Raw genomic sequence first — 21,881 nt, forward strand, 5'->3', positions numbered from 1 at the left:
GATCCTTCTTCAACTAACATATTTTTACCTCAGCCTCTTTTATCCAATAATAATACGTTCTTTCGGATAGTGATAATCCGGTCCAGACGTTGGACGGCGAAGCATTAAAATAAATGAAAACATGCCGATTCGGCCGATGAACATTAAAATCATAATAACGCATTTACCGATATCAGAAAGCCCTCCTGTAATTCCCATTGATAAACCTGTTGTCCCGAAAGCTGAACACACTTCAAAAATAAGCTCAATGAGAGAAAAATGTTCTGTAATACTTAAAATAAGAAGAGAACTCGAGCAAATGATTACGGCTAACATCGATACAGCTACTGATTTAATAATGTCGTCTTCATGAATTTCGCGGCGAAAGATTTTAATCGTCTTATTTCCTCTGACGTAATAAAACAGGAAAAGAATATTTAATGCAAACGTCGTCGTACGAATTCCTCCCCCTACTGAGCTCGGTGAAGCACCGATAAACATCATCGCACTCATCATAATTAACGTAGGAAGTGAAAACTCATTAATATTCATGGTCGCCACTCCTCCGCTCCTTGTGGCAGCGGATTGGAAAAACGCATAAAAAAACGATTCATCCCAAGACTTATCTGCTAGAAATCCTGAATGCTCTAGCACAAGAATCAAGATTGTTCCCCCTGCTAACAGCAGAAAAAACATAATGGTCGTTAGCTTCGTAAATAGCGAAAATTGAAATTTACGCTTATCTTTAAATGTTAAAAAATAGTGCTTAATTTCAATTAATACAGGGAATCCAATCGCTCCAAGCGTAATTAAAATAACGGTTACCACTTGGACAAAATAATCATGGGCATACGGAATAAATGAAGATCCTGTAATATCGAAGCCAGCATTTGTTGTAGCGCTGACAGAAGCAAAGAAACCATGCAAAAACGCATCTGTCCAGCTCGAATAATAACGGAGAAAATGTAATCCTAAAACAATGGCGCCAACTAGTTCAATGGCAAAAATAATAAATAAAATATTTCTCATCAAGTCAACTAATCCTGATAAGCGGGATTGGTTATGGTCTGTCATAATGAGCTGACGTTCCTTTAAACCGATTTTTTTACCCAAAATCATCCAAATAAATGTACTGAGTGTCATTACACCAATACCACCGATTTGAAAAATAAAAGCGAGCAAAAAATAGCCCGTCGTACTAAATGTATCCGGAGTAGAGACAGGTGTCAGCCCTGTTACACTTACCGCACTAACGGCAATAAATAAGCGATCAATAAATGCTAACTTCACTCCCGGCTTTAAAGCTTCTGGAATACTAAGTAATAGAAATCCAAGCGTAACAGCCACTATGTAAAATGTAACAATAATTTGAGCTGAAGACATCTGCCTTACTCGTCGTTTCCATGGTTGCGGCATAATCTGACATTCCTTTTTGTTATAATACTAATAGTTTTCTTCTTTCTTCTCAAAGCATACTCATTGTTACACGGATTGCAATATCCATGTAAAAAATCCCATGTTCAAGAAGGTGACTACATTAGTATAAAAGAAGTCACCTCACTTGTCATTAGATATCATATATTCCAGCAGCCCGCATAAAGAACCGTCAATCAATATTATCTGTTTACAAAAAAAAAGAGGTTGAGACATAATTAAATGAATCCAATCTAAAGACGAACAAATGGGATCCATGAGCTGAACCGCTTGTAACACCGCTGTTGATTTCCGTGCAAGACTTCGCTTTCCGCGGGCGGCCCGTGAGCCTCCTCGTCGCTGACACTCCTGCGAGGTCTCACCTGTTCTGCTTTTCCCGCAGGAGTCTTCGCCTTGCCCTCCAATCAACAACTAGAAGCAACTATATATTTGAAACCTACGTTTACCATAACAAAAAAAACGAACCACTAATATCAGTGGTTCGTTTTTCACTTCGGCTAAAATACTTTTGTCCCAGCCGCGTCTTTATTTTATTTAGAGCGTTTTTCTAGCCAATCGCCGATTGAAGGATATGTTTCCTTCACTGCTTTTGGCCCAAATACAACAGATACGTGACCTGTTTGCAACAATTTGTACTCTTTATCTTCACTTGAAACAGCGTCCATTAAAGCTGCCACTTGATGCGGCATCGCAATATGATCACGGCTAGCAGCAATGTTTAAAATATTAGCTTTAATATTTTTCAAATCTACTTTGCGTCCGCGAACTTCAAGTTCACCATTGATTAATTTATTTTGTTGATAGAAGTCACGAATCCACTGACGATAAGCTTCACCAGCAAATGGGATTCCGTCAGCAACCCACTTTTGCATTAGCTTCCAGCTTTCAACAAACCGCTGATTTTCCGAACGGTCCACCAACGTTACATATGGGCCATAGAAATTCGTGATTGGCTTTAACATCTTGTTTCCAAAGTCAATCATCTCTGGAGGAATGTTTCCGAATGTATCTACTGCTTTATCTAAATTAAAGTAGCGATCGTCTAGGAATGCTCCGTATAAACCTGTATCCGAAAAATCAAATGGACTTGTCATAAAAATTAAGTTTTTAATCGGCAAGTCTTCATTTAATGCAGCAAAAATAGATGTCATAGTTCCGCCCATGCAGTAACCAAGAACAGACAAATCAGGAGATTTAGAAGTGCGCAGCACCTTTTTCGCTGCTTTTGGAATATAATCTACAATATAATCATCTAGCTTCATATTGCTGTCTTCAAGCCCAGGAGTTCCCCAGTCAAGCAAATACACGTCAAAACCGCGGTTCAATAAGTATTCAACAAGGCTGTTTCCAGGTGTTAAATCCAAAATATACGGTTTATTGATCAATGCATATACGAGTAAGATTGGTGTTTTATGCAGGTTATCTTTTACTGGCGTATAGCGGTATAATTTCGCTTTGTTCTTTTTCCAAATAACCTCTTTTGGTGTTAATCCAACTTCCGGTTCCGCTTCTGTTGTCATAATTTCATATGCACGCTTAAAACGTCTTGCAGAACTTTTATATTCACTTGGCATTGATTTGATTAATTTTTCCCACTCTTGCACGTAAGGAATTGCCACGAATATACACACCCTTTCATTCCATTAGTAGTTAGTTAACAAGCACAGCCCCGACAAAAGTCAGGGCCAGCATTTATTACATGTATAAGCCGCCGTTGATGTTTAACTGTTGTCCTGTAATATACGCGCCGTCTTTTGCTAAGTAAACAACTCCACGTGCAATTTCTTCAGCGTGGCCTAAGCGACGAGTTGGGATTTTTGCTACAACTTTTGCACGAACTTCTTCCGGCATTGCCATTACCATTTCCGTTTCAATAAATCCTGGGCAAATTGCATTAACTGTTACACCTGACTTAGCTAGCTCAAGAGCTAATGATTTAGTGAATCCTAGCATACCTGCTTTAGCAGCTGAGTAGTTTGTTTGACCAAATCCGCCCGCTTGACCAATAATTGATGAAATATTGATAACACGACCACCTTCAGATTCTAAAAGGTGCGTTAGCGCAGCTGATGTTGTGTTGTATACGCTATGTAAGTTTACATCAATTACTTTTTTCCAATCTTCTTCACCTAACTTCTTGAATGAACGGTCGCGCGTAATTCCAGCATTGTTTACTAGAATGTCTAATTGACCAAACGCAGCTTTTGTTTCTTCGATTAGGTGTTTTGCTTGATCTACATAAGACACGTCAGCTTGAACCGCAATAGCTTCTCCGCCGTTGTCTTTAATTTCTTTTACGATTGCTTCTGCAGATTCTTTACTGCTGTTATAGTTTACTGCTACTTTTACTCCATTAGAAGCAAGCTCACGTGTAATTGCTGCCCCGATACCTTTAGATCCGCCTGTTACGATTGCTACTTTACCTTGTAATGTTGTCATGAAAAATTTCCCCCTTGCTTCTTCAGCTATGATTTTTACTGTAAATACAGCAGTTAATGTTGTTATAAAATCCCCTATACCTTACTTGCGAGCTGGCTGCTCAGTTTTTTGAGCGTTTGATGGTTTTGCTTCAGATTTAGCTTCTGCCTTTGGCTTTTCAGCTAATTTTTCTTGTTTTTCTAACAGCTGAGCCTGAAGCTGCTCACCTTGAGTTTTAATTTGTTTTTGAATAGTTTCTTTTAACTCGTCTTGTGTTTTTTGCTGCCCTTCAAGAAGAGATAAAACTTTGTCGAGTTTTTTGTCTAACGATTTGACATCAGATTTCAGCTTAGTTACATCTTTTTTCAAAGCAGATGCACTTTCTTGCTGTGCTTCTAATTCATCAAAACGATCGTCAAATTGCTCTTCTAATAATTCTACTTTTTCTTCCACATTGATGACTAATGACGCAACGTTTGCTACATCTTCTTTTGTTGGTACATTTACTTGGTGCAGATAGCGCCCCGTTACTTCATTTACTGCTTGTTGATATTGAAGGTTCATATTTAGCACATTTCCCATGAGCTGGGAAAATTCTTCACGATTCATATTGTCCCCAATAACTTTACCCCAGTAAGATTCGGTTTTGTCATATACGTCTTTCCATGCTTGAAACGGATCAAATACTTTTTGCTGTTCCAAAACTCCATCTCCTTTCTTGTGTACGTTAAAAGTGATGGCTTTCAATATAGACACTTAATGTGACAAGCGACATATTAGAAGCTCTAAGTAAACGCAACCAATTTTGCGTTTATTTATTGGATAATGTAAATCTTTTCACAATTCACTTACCAACAAATTATAAATGTTATAAAAATTACCTACATGTACTATTATAAATACGTTTTCCAAAATAAACAATTCTAAATCTTTGTTTATTTTTGAATTTTTTTGACGCTTTTTGTCGAAATCCAAAAAATCGTTCTTTTTTCCTGTATTTGAAAGACCTGTTTTAAAGTGTTGACAATTTTTTCATCTAGGTGTAAATTACACATATGGAAAACAAATTCTCTTTTTTCGAAGGGGTGATTACCTTGGGATCAAGTGAAAAAGATAACACCTCTAATTCAAACAACTTAGAAAAATCGATTAGCGGTGCACCAAAAAACTTGATGGTTCCTTTTCTTCTTTTAAGTTTAAGAGGTTGGAATCTACATGGTTACAAGCTCATTCAGCAACTAATGAGCTTTGGATTCACATCAGTTGATCAGGGAAATGTCTACCGCACGCTGAGACAGCTTGAAAAAGACAACTTGATTACATCGCAATGGGATACGTCAGCTGAAGGACCTGCACGCCGGATTTATTCATTAACAGATGCCGGCGAACAATATTTAAGCATGTGGGCTAATTCACTTGAACAGTATCAAAACATGTTAGATTCATTTTTTCACATGTATACCGACATGTTGTTCCCTTTTAGCTCTTCTTCTTCTAAAAAGTCAAAAGAATCAAAAGAGGAAGAAAACGATTAAAGGGATTCACGCAGTACATCTGCGTTTCCTAATATAATGTTAAATTTCACGGTCAACCAGCGAGCGCGGAATGTTAGGTTTATCACACAACTACGAATTTCTTCTTTAACGTTTTGTTCATTACGATAACTGTTCGCCAGACCAAATTATTCAAGGAGGAATTTGATTATGTCAACAGTAAAGTATGATACAGTAATTGATGCAATGTGGGAACAATGGACAAAGGGGTTACAAAACATTGCAGACGGAAACAAACAAATTGAGCAATGGACGTTAAAAGCACTTGAGCAACAGCAAGAATTTGTAACAAAAGCAGTTGAACAACTTCAAGCAACAGACAAACAATGGAAAGCTGAATTAGAAGATCTTCAACAAAAAACAGTTGAAAACTTACGTAAAACAGCTGGAAACGCTGTTGCCGATTCTTATGAAGAATGGACAAACCGCACGCATGAAGCATTAAATAAATTACAAGAGCTTTCTCTTAACCAAAGCAAATCAAGCTATTCTTTAGTAAAGCAAGCTCAAGAACAATATCATCAAGTAGTAACACAATTAGTAGAAGAGCAAAAGAAAACGCGCCAAGAATTCCAACACGTATCTGATGCATACGTAGAACAAGTAAAATCTCTTCAAAAGTCATTTGCTCAGTCTCTTGAGCAATATGCAGTTGTAAAATAATATATAAAAAAGCCCAGCTTCTTTGAAAGCTGGGCTTTTTTATACTTTCTTGCAAACCATTACCAGTATGCAAAATAGGAAACAACAAATAATACAGGTACAGCAGTGAACTGCTGTACCACTAAAAAAGGAGATGACTAATCATGGCTAGAACAAATAAACTATTAACACCAGGTGTAGAACAATTTTTAGATCAATATAAATATGAAATCGCTCAAGAATTTGGGGTAACTCTAGGTTCTGACACTGCTGCACGCAGCAACGGTTCAGTAGGCGGAGAAATCACAAAACGCTTGGTGCAACAAGCTCAAGCTCACTTAAGCGGCAGCACACAAAAATAAAACATAACTTCATAACATGGCTAAAAAAAGGCACCTGCGTGTGCCTTTTTCTTACATAATATAGTCTTTTAAATACACGTAGTCCCCCGCTAATATAATAACCATCGCGATAATATATTTACGGTTTCTTTCAATTGTTTTCCGGCTCACTTTGACATGTTTTTCAATCAAGCGAATAGGAAGCTGCCGCTTTAAAAACAGCTTATCTTTTAATTCTTTTTCATTGACGATAAATGATGCAACTTCGACTGCATTTCCCCTTGCATCCTTATGTTTAGGAGACGTCTCGATAATGTCTTCAAGAGTTAATTTAAACAATTTTAGCGCCTGACAAAAATAAGTCATTTCCTCTTGAATATATGAAGTTTCACTTTGCCTTTTATAGTTAGAAAGCGATATATCCCTTTCTACCTTGCCTTGAATAAAACCTTCATTTTCAATTCGGCTATAGAGCAGCGTTTGATTTCTCTTTTCTTTTCGAATATAGTCAATTACTCTTCTTTTAATAATAAGTTCCGCAAATGCAAGAAGAGATCGTCCTTTTTGGATTGTGTAATTCTCAATGGCTTCATTAAATGCAATCAGACCAATGCTAAATTCATCGTCAGCTTCACTTATATAACGTTTACATACAGCTGAAACAACTTTAGCAATAAACGGTTTATATTGTTGAATCATTTCGTTATGTAATTGTTTATCCCCTTGCTGAATCGTCAGTACAAGCGTTTCAAGCGATGGAGGCGTTTGAACTTTTGTGAGCATTGGCTTCACCTCTTTTACTATACTCAGTTGCTTTATACCATGTTAATATCCATTCTTTTGATGACGAACAGGGTTGAGAAGCGCTCTGCTCCTTTTAATTTCCCTTTATTATAACCCATAATAGCTCAATTTTACCAATTAACATACATTTGAAATATATGTTTATAAACTGAAATAAACTTCATTGAACTGAATTACTCACGGTTGCTTCTGTTCTCTACAGAATATGAACGAAAAAGCAAAACATTCGGATATAAAATAATTAAACATTAGTTAGTTCTTTTACCCTTTATCTAAACAATCCAAACTAGGTATTTTGTCTTGATATAAAAAAAACGCGCCTTCAACTAGCATTGAAAGCGCGTTTTTTTGTTATTGATTTTCAATTTTTTTTAACGATTCTTTTTCTTTCTCTGAGCCTTCGAGATCAGTTTGTTCTTTATTTTTAGATAGAAACCAGCCTGAAGCTGCTATGCCAAGTAACACAATCCAAAACGTAATTTTCCACACTTTTGATTCAGGGAAATGTTCATTAATAATACCCAACTCCGGATGAGCAAGGGTATAAACCGCTAACTTAACTCCTACCCAGCCTACAATAGCAAAAGCCGCCGTTTCTAGGCCTGGGCGCGTATTTAATAGCTTGACGAACCAAGTTGCAGCAAAACGCATAATAATTAATCCCATAATTCCTCCGGCGAAGATCACCAAGAACTGTCCTCCGTCTAGTCCGCCAATTTGAGGAAGATTTGTTGTTGGCAATGTAACGGCGAGAGCCACAGCGGCCAAAATTGAATCAACGGCAAAAGCAATGTCCGCTATTTCTACTTTTAAAACCGTCATCCAGAAACTTGATCCCTTTTTCTCATCTGCTTCTTTCACTTTTTCACGATCGTCTTTTTTCACATATCGCTTCACAATATGATTAATGGAAATGAACAATAAGTAAATGGCTCCTATAGCTTGAAGCTGCCATACGTCGACTAAAAATGAAATCAAGAACAATGAACCAAATCTAAAAATAAAGGCACCGGCTAATCCGTAAAATAATGCCTTCTTGCGTTTTTCTTCCGGTAAATGTTTGACCATAATGGCCATCACAAGAGCATTATCTGCCGCCAAAATTCCTTCTAATGCAACCAGCACTAGCAATACCCATCCATACTCTAATAAAAGTGATGCATCCATAAAAATCCCCTCTCGTTTCTTTGTATAAGTTTATTTATCCTCATTACCGGAATAAAACACAAAAAGACCTTTGCCAAATATGGCAAAGGTCTTGCTAAGCATAATCATTATGCCAACAAAGCCGATGGAATACTCCATGTAATGACGACTTTGTTTCAGGTTTCCCTGACGCTACTCCCCTTTACTCCTTAAGAAGTAAATGTATTAAGTTGTTTTTATTTTACAAAGAGTCCACTAATAAGTCAATTAAAAGCCCTCTAAACTTTTGTTAAGCTTTTGTTAAGCGTTTTAATACATTCAAAAACGTTGCAATATGAATAGGCTTTGTTACGTATTCACTAAAACCGACTAAAAAAGCTTGATCGATATCGCTTTGCATCGCGCTTGCACTCAGGGCGACTCGCGGAATATGCTTCAACTCTTTTTCCAGCTGAAGCTGTGTGCATACCTCAAAACCATTCATATCAGGCAGATCAATATCAATTAAGATTATATCCGGTGAAATAGACCTGATTAGCCCGATGCCATTTTCTCCTGTTTTAGCAATTAAAAGCTTAACGTTTTTATATGGAGAAAGAATCGATTGCATAAGCTCGATATTTGTATCGTTATCCTCAATATACACAATTGAAATTGGCATGGAAAAACCTAAAAACGGCTCGGCTTCTCCTTGATCGGATAATCGTTTAGGAACAGGTGGATGGACTATGGGAAAACGCACCCAAAATGTACTGCCTTTGCCTTCTTCACTTCGGACTCCGCACGTTCCATTCATTAATACAACAAGCTGTTTTACAAGCGCCAACCCAATTCCTGTTCCGTCTTTTTCTAGTCTATTTACACGGTAGAAAGGCTCAAAAATCCGATTTAATTCTGAAGCTGGAATTCCAAAGCCCTTATCTTCAATCGATATAGTTACGTGATGCTGAGTGATGTCAGTATAGATAGTGATATCGCGATAAGCGGGCGAGTATTTAATGGCGTTTGTAAGCAGATTTAATAAGATCTGCTGAAACCGAAGTTCATCTACTTCAACAAAGACTTCTTGGTATGCGTGAAAGCGAGTATAAAGTATACTATGCTTATTTTTTGCTAGTGGTTTCATAATTTTAAGCGCGTCTTCAATTGCCTCTTTTACCGACACCGGTTCAAGATTAATCGCTAAGTGACCTGATTCAATTTTCGATAAATCAAGCGTTTCATTTATCAAATAAAGAAGATGATTACCAGCTTTTAAAATTTTTCGTATACGATTCAATTGTTTTTCTGTTAAATCTTTTTCCCCTTGCTCTTCCAATATCTGTGCATAACCTAAAATACTGTTTAAAGGCGTACGAAGCTCATGGCTTACTTTTGATAAAAATTCAGACTTGGCTTGATTTGCTTTTTCGGCTTCTTCTTTTGCTATAATCATTTGCTGATTGGAATGAAGCAAATCTTGTTCTTGTTCCTGCTGTTTTGTAATATCATAAAATGTGACAACTACGCCCTTATAATATTTGCTTTCTTGAAGAGGTTCAGCATTCACCGAAATCCAAGTCAACTTTTTCTCATTTAAATAAATGCCCATAACCGTGTTTCGTACGGGTTCTTTTGTATGAAGACATCGAACAGATGGAATGTCTTCCAGTGCAAAAGCTGTTCCATCAGGATGAATAATTTCCCAGTCTAAACCAAAGGGGTTAACCGATAACATTTGGTCGTAAGGCACGTTTAGAATTTTAGCAGCGTAGGCATTGGCAGCAATTAGATTTCCTTCAAGGTCATGAAACACTACACCTTCTGACATTGTAGAGAGAACGGAGCGATACATGCTTTCACTTTTAGCCAGCTTTTCTCTTGCTTCGTGAAGATCAGTAATATCTACTATAGAACCAATAACTTCTTGTACTTCTCCTTTGTAGATATGAGGTATTAACTTCGTATAGTAAGCAAAGTCGTTCAAAAGTACTTCATAAGACACTTTCTCTCCCGCCCATGCTTTCTCATAGTATCTCTTATTTTCTTTCGCGTAGGATTCAGGCAAAAATTCTTCAAGTGTTTTACCAACAACATCTATTTCCTCATATCCCATTTCACGAACCATTTTTCCTTCGCACATGGTATGAATATACCCTTTATCGTTTTTCACAAATTTAAAAATAGCGCCATCTTGTTGTGAAAGCGTGCGTTTTAAATCTTCTTGTAAATCCAACAGCTGCTGTTGAGCCTTTTTTCGGTCTGTCACATCTTTGGCGATGACGTAACTGCCTTTAATTTGATCATGAACAATAATAGGCATTTGCGTTACTTCAACATATACAGGCTGATTATCTTTGCGAATGAGCGTTGCCTCATAATAAACAGAGTCTCCGTTCAGAGATTTCCACATATATTCTTCAACTTGTTCAGCTTCTCTAAACATATAAGGAAACGGAATTTTCTCCATTTGATGCAACGTGTATCCCGTTAGCTCGATTCCTTTTGGATTAATCGTTTGAATATTGCCGTACAAATCAACCGCACACACAATATTGGGATTGTAGTTAAAAAGAGATTGATAATACTCTTCTTTTAATTGACTCTCCCTCACTTCTTCCTGACGCTTAAAAGCAGCAACGAGCAGGAAGACAATGAGTAGCGTAATTGTAATACTTGCAATAATATTGGAAAATGGCGCTTGATACGGCAGCCACTGCCCCCATTTTCTAGCAACTGAGTGTGCAATATGCAGCTTCATTCCATACATACTGATGAAATGCATAACTGAAATTCCAATGCCCAGTAAAATAGAGCTAACAAGTTTAAGAAAGGGATTAGCTTTCACGCTTTTCGAGCGAAAAAACAAGTGCATCGCATAAAATGCAACGACCAGGGCGATGATGATGGAAAGCAAAACAGATAGCAGGGCATAATGAATGCGTGCTTCTGTTTCGATTGCTGCCATGGCAATGTAATGCGTACCCAGAATACTGCTTCCTAAAATAAGCCCTGACCATACCGACGTGCGCCATTTCCAGAAGGTCCAAAACGCAACTAATGATCCGCTAATCGCTATTATTAAAGCAAGGACAGAAAGTACAGCATCAAAATGAAAGCTAACAGGAACATAATAAGCAAGCATAGCAATATAATGCATCGCTCCCACTCCAAGCCCCATTGAAATTGCTGACAGCGTAAGCCACAAATAATTGTTCCGCTGTTTTTTTATCATTTTGCTCATAATATCAAGTGCTGTATAAGAGGCAAGAATCCCTACAATGACAGCAAGAAATACGGTAAATTCATTATAGTGACCAGTAATTGAAATCATTTGCTTTCCTTTCAATTTAACGTTACTTCTTCTATCTAACTCTTCTTATAAGAACTATATTACGATCATTTGCTCCGAAAGCAGACACATGAAATAGACGAAACTTGCATAAGCTTCGTCCTTTCATCAACATAGCTATTTTAGAAGCAGCAGCATCTCTTAATTGGTCATTAACTGATGCAGCTGTTTTTGAACGTCTTGGATTTTTAATTTTGAGATATGAGCATATTCATCAATTTCTAAGAAATAAACAAGATATGTTTCGTTTTTTGGTGTGATGTGCGAAACTTTCTGTAAATTCACGATATAAGACCGGTGTGTTTGACTAAATACAGAAGGGTTCAAATACATATAGATATCACTAATATTTTCATATGTCTCATAGATACGTGATTGAGTATAGATCAAACATTTTTTTCCGGATTTTTCAATAAAAATAATTTGATCAATTGGAATGTAATAAGTAGATCCATTAAATTTTACAGGCAGTCTTTTTAATTGCTGACCTGGCTTTTTTGACTGATTTTTATCAATTCCAATGGAGTTTTTTGCCCGCTCTAACGCCATATAAAGCCTGGTTTTTTCAATCGGTTTTACAATATAATCCAGTGCTGACAGCTCAAATGCCTTCACAGCAAATTCATCGTAACCGGTGATAAAAATGAAGTTTAAATTCGGCTTAATGCGCAGGCACTTTTTTATGGCATCTACACCGTTAATCGTAGGCATATTAATGTCTACGAGCAAAAGGTCTGGACTCTTGGCCATCACTTCCTGTACAAGCTGCTCTCCGTCTTTGCAGATGCTAATCACTTCAAATTCCGGAAGCTGTTCTATAAAATAATCTAAAATTTCAACCGAATCTTCGTTATCATCGGCAATAATTAAGTTAATTTTGTTCATCCTGACTCCCCCTAGGATACAATGTTAAAGTATAGTACGAACTATTGCCCATTCTGTTTTATGCATGTCTACACATCGTTATAGTGTTTTTATGTTGAGATGAATGATCTACACGGACGCTAATCGTTAATGAACACACAACGATTGTTCATGGGGAATATTGCAATAATTGTAGGTTTTCTAGAAGAAGACATAAAAACCGTTTATCTATTATCATTTATTTTCCTAACAATGATTTAATACCCTTTTTATAATCTGTAAATCAGCATGTCAAAATCTTTATTTAACATTTTCGATAAAGGCGACACGCTCTTTTCAATCATTTTGTTTTCTCTTACTATTAAAACATGTTCTACGCTCTTTCACCCGTACTTTTGTTAATTTTTTTACTTTTCATTAAAGGTAATTACTTACATATTATCCTTAACAACCCTGATTTTGTGATTTAATCCAAAAGAATTTATGTATTTTTTATTCATTTTATTATAAAAATTCTAGCATACAAAGGTATGAACTTACATATGTATTCCGAACTAGTTCCTTTTAAAACTATGATTATTATACCATTTCATAGTATAAATCACATATAGTTAAACGTGAAGACTTTCCATTTCTTTAAGTGTTCAAAGCTATTTATTTGTAAAATAAATAGCTTCATTCCTCTATAAAGGCTACATAACTTAATTAACCATCTATTATTTGTAAAAAAACAGGCCTAAAGTTATAACCCGGCCTGTTTTGCATTCATTTCTTATTTTTCATTTTTTACAATTTGCTGTGCTTGTTTTGATACAAAGAAGCGATTCTTTTTATCCTGTATCACTACGCTGTCCATTTGAATTTCTCTTCCATTTACAATAGCAATATTTTTATTTACTGGAAAACGTACCGTTCGCTTATTGTTTGTAACAACCAGTACAGGGTTGTTTTTGTCTTTTGAGTCAACCGCTACCTTTGAGCCTTTAAAAGCTTTATTTGCTTCAATAAATAATTCATTTGTTAACTGGTTTAAGTTAATATTCATTGATTTAGCCATATGTTTGGCAATATCCGTATTATCAAAGTGTCCCGTTGGTCGATTTACGCCGTATGAATACAGAAATACATCCTCACCCGTATGACCGCCTGTTGTGAATCCAAGGTTTGCTCGGTTGGCTAATAACTTCGATAGTGTAGCACTGATTTCTTTTTTATCTCTTGCTTTAGTCAGCTGTGCTTTTTCCTCTGAAGTTAGATTTGATAAACCATACAAAGCAGCTACTTCTTCTTTATTTGATAAATCTTCTTTTAATTTAGACGTAGCACCTTCTAACGTCATTTTTGCTTTTTTTAATGGATCAATATAAGCAGAAACAGGTGTGGTATCGTATCCTTTTGTTGTATTTGCATTACCGATTGAAAGACCGCTGTTTCCGTGATCGGCAATCGCAATAACCATCGTATTTCCATCTTTTTTAGCGAACTCTACTGCTTTGCCCACTGCTTCATCAAACGCTAGTACATCGCTAATCATTCCTACTGGATCATTCGCATGAGCTGCCCAATCCGTTTTGCTTCCTTCAACAAATAAGAAAAAACCGTCTTTATCTTTGGATAGTGTTGTTATTGCTTTATTTGTCATCTGGGACAACTTTGGCTGTTCTGCTTTTGTCTGCGGTCGGTCCATATCATATGCTAAGTCTCGGTCGGCGAAGCTCCCCCAGATTTTTTTGGCGTGTGACTGCTCCAATTCGCTTTTATTTTCTACAAAGTCATATCCTCTTTTATTCAATACATTGACTAAGTTTTCACCGTCTTTCCGGCTTTTTTCTTCTTTTCCTGGAAGAAGAGATTGCTTACCTCCTCCAAGCACTACATCGATGTTTTGATACACTTGCTGCTCCGCTAGCGTTTGAAAATCATCACGGCTATAGTTGTGGGCTGAAAAACCAGCTGGTGTGGCGTGCTGGATTTCAGAGGTAGCCACAATTCCTGTCGCGCGCCCTGAAAGCTTTGCTCCTTCTAGAACGTTTGCTACGGGACGAAATTGATCTTCTTTTTCTACGGGTTTAATTCCAGGTGTATTCACTACTGAAGGAAGCACACCTACATAACCTGAATTTGATTTATTTCCTGTTGCTAAAGCAGTAGCTGCCGGAGCGGAATCTGTAATAGCAGATTCTGCCGAATACGCACGTACTCCTCCGGCCATCAGCTGATCCATATGTAACGGTTTTCCCTTGTACCATCTTGCGAGTGTAGTAGCATTTGAACTCGTCCCGTCCATTACCATCATAATGACATTTTGAGGTTTCTTAGCTGACTTGTGCTCCACTTTTGCTTCCGTTTGAATAAGTGAGTTTCCTACACCAAACGAGGCCAATGCTACTGCTCCTGCCAGTGTAATACCTGCTAATTTTTTCTTCATATAAATGTACCCGCTCCTTTATTTAATTGTCTTCGACATGTCTAAAGTTACCATTCAAACGTAAACCCACTGTTTATCCACTGTAAAAGAGTGTAAAGTTTGTCTTTATATCCTTCCTTTCTTCGTGAGAAAAAATAGTCGAATAAAAAGGAAGTACATGAACAAACTACCAGTAATAGAAAGTCATACGAGGGGCACGGTTATGTTTAAACATTTATTTAAAAAAAAGAATGCAGAGGATCAGCCCAAAAAAACATTGGATGAACTGATTAAACAATTAAAAAAATCAAGTGATTTCACAACATTAGCCATTGGTTCGCAGCATAGAAAATACATTATTACTTATTTTAAGCAGCTCGTAAACATGCAAAGTGTTGAAGATAAAATACTTGAGCCTTTTCAAAAATTAGACTTCACGTTAAGCAGTGTATATGAAGTCGAAAATGTTCTGCCGATTGAAGATATTTCCGTTACAAAAGATACAAAAGAAATTTTAGAAAAGCTGCTGCGCGGCTATGTGATGTTTCAATTTCATAAAGACGATAAGCTAGTAGCTCTTATTAAAGTTCAAAGCTTTGATACAGGGTTTCGAAAAGAAAATGAAACGGAAAATGAGTTCAGCGTCGTTGGTCCTAAAATTGGTTTTGTAGAGGATTTAGATGTCAACCTCTACTTAATGAGAAAAACGGTCATTTCCGAAAATCTTATTTTTAAAGAACTCACCGTAGGAAATAAATCCAAAACGCGCGTCGTTCTTGTTTATTTAGAAGGCGTAACGAACCCTCAGCACGTAGACACTATGACGCAGCGCCTGGAAGATATAGATTTCGACGTCATTTTTGATAGTACGATGCTTGATCAGATGATCTCAGATAATTCGTCTACGGCGTTTCCACTCTTTTTAACAACAGAGCGGATCGATCGAGTCTTGTTCAGTCTGTTAAACGGGCAAGCTGCCTTCTTTTCGAGCGGTTCACCCTACGCAGTTACAGGTCCGTCAACGCTGCTTGACTTCTTTATTTCACCTGAAGACTACTATTTACCGTGGGTTCTAGGGTCATTTTTCCGAGTTATTCGTATTTTTGGCGTCTTTTTCTCTATTTTTGCTACGCCTCTTTATGTAGCGATTGTTACGTATCATTATGAAATGCTTCCAAAAGATCTGCTGGGGCCTATTATCTTTTCAAGGACAAACGTTCCTTTTCCACCGGTCATCGAAGTACTTTTTTTAGAAATTACCATTGAACTGCTTCGTGAGGCCGGAGCCAGACTTCCAACAAAAGTAGGTCAAACACTTGGAATCGTAGGCGGGATTGTTATTGGGCAAGCAACAGTAGAAGCTGCATTAACAAGCAATATTTTGCTTATTATTGTTTCACTGACAGCTTTAGCTTCTTTTACGACGCCTATTTTTAAAATGTCTAACACGATCCGGCTGCTACGTTTTCCGTTTATTTTGTTTGCCACTGCGTTTGGTTTAGTCGGCATCACCTTTGGTTTTTGTTTCTTGCTGGTTCATTTGCTTCGTTTAAAATCTTTGGGCATGCCTTATCTTGTTCCGCTTTTTCCGTTTCGGCCCACAGAGTATAGGGATACCTTTCTGCGATTGCCCTATAGTCATACAGCCAAGCGGCCAAGCTACTTGCGTCCTTTAGAGCGATTCCGCTATAACCCCAATAAAGCGAATAAAGGTAAAAGAAAAAGTAATTTAGATAATGAGTAAAGCGGGGAAACGTCATGAAGAGAATACTTATTTTATGCACTTGCCTTACTTTTTTAACGAGCTGTGCAGACCGTGAAACGATTGACGAAATTCAAGTAGTCAACTCCATAGGGTATGATTATATTCCTCAAAGCAATAAAGTCAGAGGAACCATTTTATATCCTATCTATAAATATGGACCAACGGAAGAACCAAGTATTATTGCGGCTACTGCTAATTCATCATTTGATATTCCACTTCGTTTAAACAATAAATCATCTCTTCCCGTTGCTTTCGGGCAGCTGAGGAGCATCGTTATTGGAGAAAAATTTGCAACACATGGAGTAGATGAATTAGTAAATACAATTGCTAGAAATCCAGACCTTGGACGTAATATTAAATTAAGCATTGTAGATGGCAACGCACACGAATTATTGAGCTCCGTTACAAAAAAGAAAATTAAAGACTATCAGTTTATTTCGAATTTAATCGAACAAAATATCCGCACAGAAAATTTGCCTAACACCAATTTACAAATTTTTTTATTCAGTTTTTTTAGCGACGACCGTGACCCGTATCTTCCTGTTTTAGCCCAAGAAAAAGATGCTATTAAATTAAAAGGACTGGCGCTTTTCAAGCAGCAAAAAGTCGTTACAACCATCGGAATGAAAGAAACGTTTTTATTTAAGCTGCTAACAAGCGGAACAAAGCACGGCCGCTACTCAGTAAAAATTAAAAAAAGTGACCATAAAGGCGAAATTATACTGCAAAACTTGCGCACTAAAACAAAGTATGAAATTAAAGGAAATCATCAGCATCCAAGTATTATTGCGCACTTAACTGTCGACGGCCTTGTAAAAGAGTTTCCCGGATGGATAGATTTAACAGACCCCGAGCATATTAAAATGGTTGAAAGAACGCTTCAAAAAGACATTGAAAAAGATGGAAATGCTTTTATTAAAAAGCTTCAGCAACACAAAATCGACCCCATTTGTTTTACAGATTATGTGCGAAGTAAAACACGAGGGTTTAACAGTGAAGAATTCAAAGCGCAATATCCGGATATGAATATTGAAGTAAAAGCTCATGTTCATCTTATTCAAACCGGTATTAGCAACTAGGAGGAAGAAAAGATGCACAATACAATTAAAGAAGAAAATCAAGTTTCCCCTTCTTTTCTTTTTTTCTTAGTTCACTCTACTCAGATTGGCGTTGGAATACTAGGATTTCAGCGTTATATTATTAAAGGTGCTGGATATGAAGCGTGGATATCTATCTTCCTCGCTGCGATCAGCGTCTGTATTTTATTAGCGATGATTTTTAATATCTTAACCCGTGAAAACAGCGATATTATTGATATTCACCGGCTATATTTTGGAAAATACCTTGGAGGGGCTTTAACCCTTGCCGCTTCGATTTATTATTTTATCTTTGCATTAACGATTTACCGAACGTATGTAGAGATTTTACAAATATGGATGTTTCCACAGCTGGAAACATGGATCGTATCACTTGTATACCTGCCTATTATTTACTACACAGTTTCCGGTGGGTTTCGTGTGATTACTGGAATTGCCTTTTTTGGGGTAATGCTTCCTTTGCCGCTCGTGTTTGCCTTGGTTTATACATTAAAATATGGGCACCTTAACAACTTATTTCCTTTGTTTGACCATACGATATGGGAATTTTTAATTTCAACTAAACTGATGACCTTTGAGAATTTAGGATTTGAATCCGTGCTTTTTTTCTATCCATTTATAAAAAATGGCGCTACTAGCCAAAAGTGGGGGCAATATGGCGTTTTGTTCAGCACTTTTTTATATTTTTGCACAGCATTAGTGTCATTTGCTTACTTTAGCCAAGGACAGTTAGGCCATACCATCTGGCCAACTTTAACGATGGCTAAAATTATTGAAATCCCATTTTTACAGCGTTTTGAATATATTTTAATTTCTCTGTGGCTTTTAGTTGTTCTTCCTACTATTGCTGTCAGCGTATGGTGTACAATTCGTGGATTCAGTAAAACATTTAATAAGCCGCCTACGATTTTTCTTATATTAGTTCTTATTGCCCTTCTTGGTTTTTCTATTTTCTTTGATGATCGGGAAACCATTGATCAGCTTAATACACGATTATCCATGACGGGCTTTTACTTTATTTATGGCTACATTCCTTTTCTTTTTCTCTACAGCCTCATTCGAGCCAAAATAAAACAAAAGAAAGCACAAAAAGAAGAGCGTGAGCCAACTTTAAGTTGAATCACGCTCTTTTTCTCATATTATTTTATTTGTTAAATAAAACAGCGTATTCTCCGTATCCTTCTTTTTCTAAATCTTCCTTCGGAACAAAGCGAAGAGCTGCTGAGTTGATACAGTAGCGCAAGCCGCCTGCATCTTGCGGACCATCATCAAATAAATGACCTAAATGAGAATTAGCCGTTTTGCTTCGTACTTCTGTACGAACCATATTATGACTAACGTCCATGTTTTCTTTTACTTCATCTTTATTAATCGCTTTTGTGAAAGACGGCCATCCGCATCCGGCATCATACTTATCAGTTGAACTAAACAACGGCTCTCCTGATATGATATCTACATAAATACCATCTTCTGTATGATCCCAAAATTCATTGCGAAATGGAGGTTCCGTTGCATCGTTTTGAGTAACTTCATACTGAATAGGCGTTAATGTCGTTTTCAGCTGGTCGTCGCGTCCAAAGTCTTTCCAGTTTTCTTTAATAAAACGATCACGTCCAGACCCACGTCGATACATAGCATAGCGGAATTTATTTTTCTTATAGTAACCTTGATGGTATTCTTCCGCTTCATAAAACGGTTTTGCCGGTAGAATTTGTGTAGCAATCGGCTCAGAAAAACGACCGCTTGCTTCTAATTGCTGCTTCGATTCTTCAGCTAGTGCCTTTTGATGTTCATTGTGATAAAAAATAGCTGTTCGATACGAGTCGCCTCGATCCGCAAATTGTCCCCCTGCATCCGTTGGATCAATTTGAGGCCAGTATAGTTCTAAAAGCTTTTCATATGGAAAAATCTCTGGATCAAATGTAATTTGGACCGCTTCATAGTGGCCCGTGTTTTCTGAGCATACTTCTTTGTACGTCGGGTTCTCTTTGTGACCGCCTGTATAGCCAGATACAACTTTTATAATGCCTGGCTGTTCATCAAAGGGCTTCACCATACACCAAAAACAGCCGCCCGCAAAAGTTGCTACTTCATATTGTTCTGTCAAAAAGATGACCTCCTTCATGTGTTCTTTCTATTATTATACGCTGATTTTATGTTCTCACCAACTAACTTGCCTTTCATACTCTTTGCGTTTTAAGACAAAAAAATAATCAGTGAAAGCCATGTTCACTGATTATTCTTCCGCACTTAAAGCGCTTTATTTTTGATCGCCTTTAATTTTGTGAAACAGTTTATTCACCGTTTCAATTTCTTTATCTGTAAAGTGCTCAAAACGCTCAAGGAAATAGGCTCGTTTCTTCTCTTGAATAGCATTAAAAATATCCTGTCCTTCCTTGGTCAGTTCAATATCAATAATACGCCGATCGTTTTCAGACCGTTTGCGTGCAATGTAGCCTTTTGATAAAAGCAAGTCGGTTACCGCCGTAATGTGGCTTGCTGACACTTGAAGATACTTTGATAAATCAGTTGATCGCTGCCTGCCGGAATCAACCAGCATACGAAGCACCATAAATTCATTTGTTGATAGCTCTGAATTGTATACTTCATTAATTTCTTGGCGAAGCTGTCTGAACACAAAGCGAAACAGCGTCTCCATTTCTTGAACGAGCTCTTCTCTTTTTTTCACTTGTCACTCTCCTTAACGCTATCACATGATAACGAATATGTATTTACGAAAGTATTTCACTTTCTTAACTTAATTAGTTTTATCAAATTACTAAGCGTTTCGTCAACTATTATTGAGATTTTTTTCCACAAGTCTGTACGAATTGATGTATTTTTCATAAAATTCCATAAAAAAAGCGATTTACCGTTATGGTAAATCGCTGCTAATAGCTAAAAATACCGGTTAAAAAGCTTCTCCATCTCGGAACAGGCTTTTTACCTTTTAAGCTGTCTTCACTTTTTAACTGACTTTCAAGTTCCACTACTCGATTCTCTAATTTCGTAATAACTTTATTTAATCGATCGATTTCTGAACGATGCTCTAAAATTTGAAAAGTCACTACTTCTCCCGCTTTTTCTTCTGTACGCTTTTCATTTTCAATTAGCCTTAAAAAAAGCTGATCCAGCTGCTTTTGCATGTCTTGTGCACGTTCATCAGATATAACGACTTCCTCTTTTTCCACTACTTTTTCTACCACTTTGACGACGGCTTGACGATTGCGGTTTTTTTGAAAGTTTCTAAGTGCTTCAACATTTTCTTCTGTAAACTCACAGTGTCCCGATTCATTTCTCTCTAGCTCGATATCCGCCATTTTGACCCACTTTAATACCGTACTTGGATGTATTCCCAGCGCTTTTGCCACATCTACCGTTTTCATCGTCATGTTCCATCCCTCCATTTTTTTCATTTACTAGCCATTTCGAGAGAAATTTTTAAATCCCTTCATGCGTGACAAAACTAGTATGAATTCGTCAAAGAAAGTGGACGTTCAACAAATGAAGAAAATGATGTCATTATTACTTAGAAAAACTCGTACAATCCTTCTGCAAAATAACAAAATTCGTGCTGTGAAATCTGCTTGCCATATCCCTTAAAAAAAGACGCGCGCTCTTTATCTGTAAAAATTCCGTCTTCAAAGCGCACAGCAAGCGCCATATCATAACGAGCGTCTCCGCAGGTTCCTCCGCTCCAGTCAATAACAGCTGTTTGAACGAATTTGTAAGCACTAGGGCTTTGAAAGTCCGCCAGTGCCCGTATATTTTTTAATACATAATATTACCTATATAACCATTTTCTGTACTTTCCCCCTTTTGCTCTCTTTAAAACCTATCTCCCTTTAGCCGTATGAAGGATCCCAACATCCGATGTACACGATGTACACCCTTGCTTTGGAAACGTCACTTTTTCGATTTACTTTACATACTTTTTATCGAATGGGGAATTTCTTCTACTATAATAGGATGCAACTGTCTCACTCTCCTTTCTTCCTACATTCTCTTTTAATTGCTCTTTCCCTACACAAAAAGTTGAGACATAACGAAATCAATTCAATCTAGAGACAAACAAATGGGGTAAATGAGCTATTTATGAA

At 37.1% G+C, this 21,881-nt stretch carries 20 protein-coding genes and 1 riboswitch; of the genes, 6 read left to right on the plus strand and 14 right to left on the minus strand.

The window, feature by feature from the left end:
• Positions 1–39: 39 nt before the first annotated feature.
• The 5 genes from AC0KUU_RS14140 to phaR form a co-directional block, all read right to left on the minus strand.
• The gene (locus AC0KUU_RS14140) at positions 40–1,395 is read right to left on the minus strand and encodes a TrkH family potassium uptake protein (protein ID WP_043979693.1); all 1,356 of its coding nucleotides are present in this window, start codon (positions 1,393–1,395) and stop codon (positions 40–42) included.
• Positions 1,396–1,536: 141 nt separating this feature from the next.
• The gene (locus tag AC0KUU_RS14145; RefSeq protein WP_237074659.1) at positions 1,537–1,821 is read right to left on the minus strand and encodes a hypothetical protein; all 285 of its coding nucleotides are present in this window, start codon (positions 1,819–1,821) and stop codon (positions 1,537–1,539) included.
• A 122-nt stretch (positions 1,822–1,943) separates the two neighbouring features.
• Positions 1,944–3,032: a class III poly(R)-hydroxyalkanoic acid synthase subunit PhaC gene (locus AC0KUU_RS14150; protein ID WP_013055939.1), complete on the minus strand. Its 1,089-nt coding sequence runs from the start codon at positions 3,030–3,032 to the stop codon at positions 1,944–1,946.
• A gap of 76 nt (positions 3,033–3,108) precedes the next feature.
• Positions 3,109–3,852 (minus strand): acetoacetyl-CoA reductase, encoded by a 744-nt coding sequence (phbB, locus tag AC0KUU_RS14155; RefSeq protein WP_014461095.1) that lies wholly within the window; start codon positions 3,850–3,852, stop codon positions 3,109–3,111.
• 81 nt (positions 3,853–3,933) lie between these two features.
• The gene (phaR, locus tag AC0KUU_RS14160) at positions 3,934–4,533 is read right to left on the minus strand and encodes a polyhydroxyalkanoic acid synthase subunit PhaR (protein WP_013055937.1); all 600 of its coding nucleotides are present in this window, start codon (positions 4,531–4,533) and stop codon (positions 3,934–3,936) included.
• Positions 4,534–4,886: 353 nt separating this feature from the next.
• Here phaR and phaQ point away from each other — a divergent pair, with 353 nt between their 5' ends.
• The 3 genes from phaQ (at position 4,887) to AC0KUU_RS14175 (ending at position 6,388) form a co-directional block, all read left to right on the plus strand.
• Positions 4,887–5,366: a poly-beta-hydroxybutyrate-responsive repressor gene (gene phaQ, locus AC0KUU_RS14165; RefSeq protein WP_013082201.1), complete on the plus strand. Its 480-nt coding sequence runs from the start codon at positions 4,887–4,889 to the stop codon at positions 5,364–5,366.
• Between the two features lie 168 nt (positions 5,367–5,534).
• A complete protein-coding gene (gene phaP / locus AC0KUU_RS14170; RefSeq protein WP_014461097.1) occupies positions 5,535–6,047 on the plus strand; it encodes a polyhydroxyalkanoic acid inclusion protein PhaP in 513 nt (170 codons plus the stop codon).
• A 143-nt stretch (positions 6,048–6,190) separates the two neighbouring features.
• Positions 6,191–6,388, plus strand: coding sequence for an alpha/beta-type small acid-soluble spore protein (locus AC0KUU_RS14175; RefSeq protein ID WP_013055933.1), 198 nt, complete (start codon positions 6,191–6,193; stop codon positions 6,386–6,388).
• 51 nt (positions 6,389–6,439) lie between these two features.
• On the opposite strand, the gene sigI is transcribed toward AC0KUU_RS14175, so the two are convergent.
• The 5 genes from sigI to AC0KUU_RS14200 form a co-directional block, all read right to left on the minus strand.
• Positions 6,440–7,150: an RNA polymerase sigma factor SigI gene (sigI, locus tag AC0KUU_RS14180; RefSeq protein ID WP_043979696.1), complete on the minus strand. Its 711-nt coding sequence runs from the start codon at positions 7,148–7,150 to the stop codon at positions 6,440–6,442.
• Positions 7,151–7,522: 372 nt separating this feature from the next.
• Positions 7,523–8,338 carry a TerC family protein gene (locus AC0KUU_RS14185; RefSeq protein WP_043979698.1) on the minus strand — a complete coding sequence of 272 codons (816 nt, stop codon included), beginning with the start codon at positions 8,336–8,338 and terminating at the stop codon, positions 7,523–7,525.
• A gap of 96 nt (positions 8,339–8,434) precedes the next feature.
• Positions 8,435–8,530, minus strand: a riboswitch (yybP-ykoY riboswitch).
• Positions 8,531–8,606: 76 nt separating this feature from the next.
• Positions 8,607–11,645 (minus strand): PAS domain S-box protein, encoded by a 3,039-nt coding sequence (locus AC0KUU_RS14190; RefSeq protein WP_322551862.1) that lies wholly within the window; start codon positions 11,643–11,645, stop codon positions 8,607–8,609.
• 144 nt (positions 11,646–11,789) lie between these two features.
• Positions 11,790–12,533, minus strand: coding sequence for a LytR/AlgR family response regulator transcription factor (locus tag AC0KUU_RS14195; RefSeq protein WP_043979705.1), 744 nt, complete (start codon positions 12,531–12,533; stop codon positions 11,790–11,792).
• 751 nt (positions 12,534–13,284) lie between these two features.
• Entirely contained in the window at positions 13,285–14,940 is a 1,656-nt protein-coding gene (locus AC0KUU_RS14200) for an alkaline phosphatase (protein WP_322551861.1), read from the minus strand.
• A 202-nt stretch (positions 14,941–15,142) separates the two neighbouring features.
• Between AC0KUU_RS14200 and AC0KUU_RS14205 the strand changes: the two genes are divergently transcribed.
• Genes AC0KUU_RS14205 through AC0KUU_RS14215 form a run of 3 tightly spaced genes read left to right on the plus strand, consistent with a single transcriptional unit; the run spans position 15,143 to position 18,900 of the window.
• Complete coding sequence (locus tag AC0KUU_RS14205) at positions 15,143–16,663, plus strand: spore germination protein (RefSeq protein WP_043979711.1); 1,521 nt, start codon at positions 15,143–15,145, stop codon at positions 16,661–16,663.
• Positions 16,664–16,677: 14 nt separating this feature from the next.
• Entirely contained in the window at positions 16,678–17,763 is a 1,086-nt protein-coding gene (locus tag AC0KUU_RS14210) for a Ger(x)C family spore germination protein (protein ID WP_322551860.1), read from the plus strand.
• Between the two features lie 12 nt (positions 17,764–17,775).
• Entirely contained in the window at positions 17,776–18,900 is a 1,125-nt protein-coding gene (locus AC0KUU_RS14215) for a GerAB/ArcD/ProY family transporter (protein WP_043979717.1), read from the plus strand.
• Between the two features lie 25 nt (positions 18,901–18,925).
• On the opposite strand, the gene msrA is transcribed toward AC0KUU_RS14215, so the two are convergent.
• The 4 genes from msrA to AC0KUU_RS14235 all read right to left on the minus strand — a co-directional run bounded on the left by msrA (position 18,926) and on the right by AC0KUU_RS14235 (position 21,445).
• Complete coding sequence (gene msrA / locus AC0KUU_RS14220) at positions 18,926–19,888, minus strand: peptide-methionine (S)-S-oxide reductase MsrA (protein ID WP_322551859.1); 963 nt, start codon at positions 19,886–19,888, stop codon at positions 18,926–18,928.
• Positions 19,889–20,041: 153 nt separating this feature from the next.
• Entirely contained in the window at positions 20,042–20,470 is a 429-nt protein-coding gene (locus AC0KUU_RS14225; RefSeq protein ID WP_013082191.1) for a MarR family winged helix-turn-helix transcriptional regulator, read from the minus strand.
• Between the two features lie 202 nt (positions 20,471–20,672).
• On the minus strand, positions 20,673–21,173 hold the full coding sequence (locus AC0KUU_RS14230; protein ID WP_034653601.1) for a MerR family transcriptional regulator: 501 nt from the start codon (positions 21,171–21,173) through the stop codon (positions 20,673–20,675).
• 137 nt (positions 21,174–21,310) lie between these two features.
• Positions 21,311–21,445, minus strand: coding sequence for a hypothetical protein (locus AC0KUU_RS14235; protein WP_406884896.1), 135 nt, complete (start codon positions 21,443–21,445; stop codon positions 21,311–21,313).
• Positions 21,446–21,881 lie beyond the last annotated feature (436 nt).

Source organism: Priestia sp. ST2 (genome assembly GCF_055810735.1).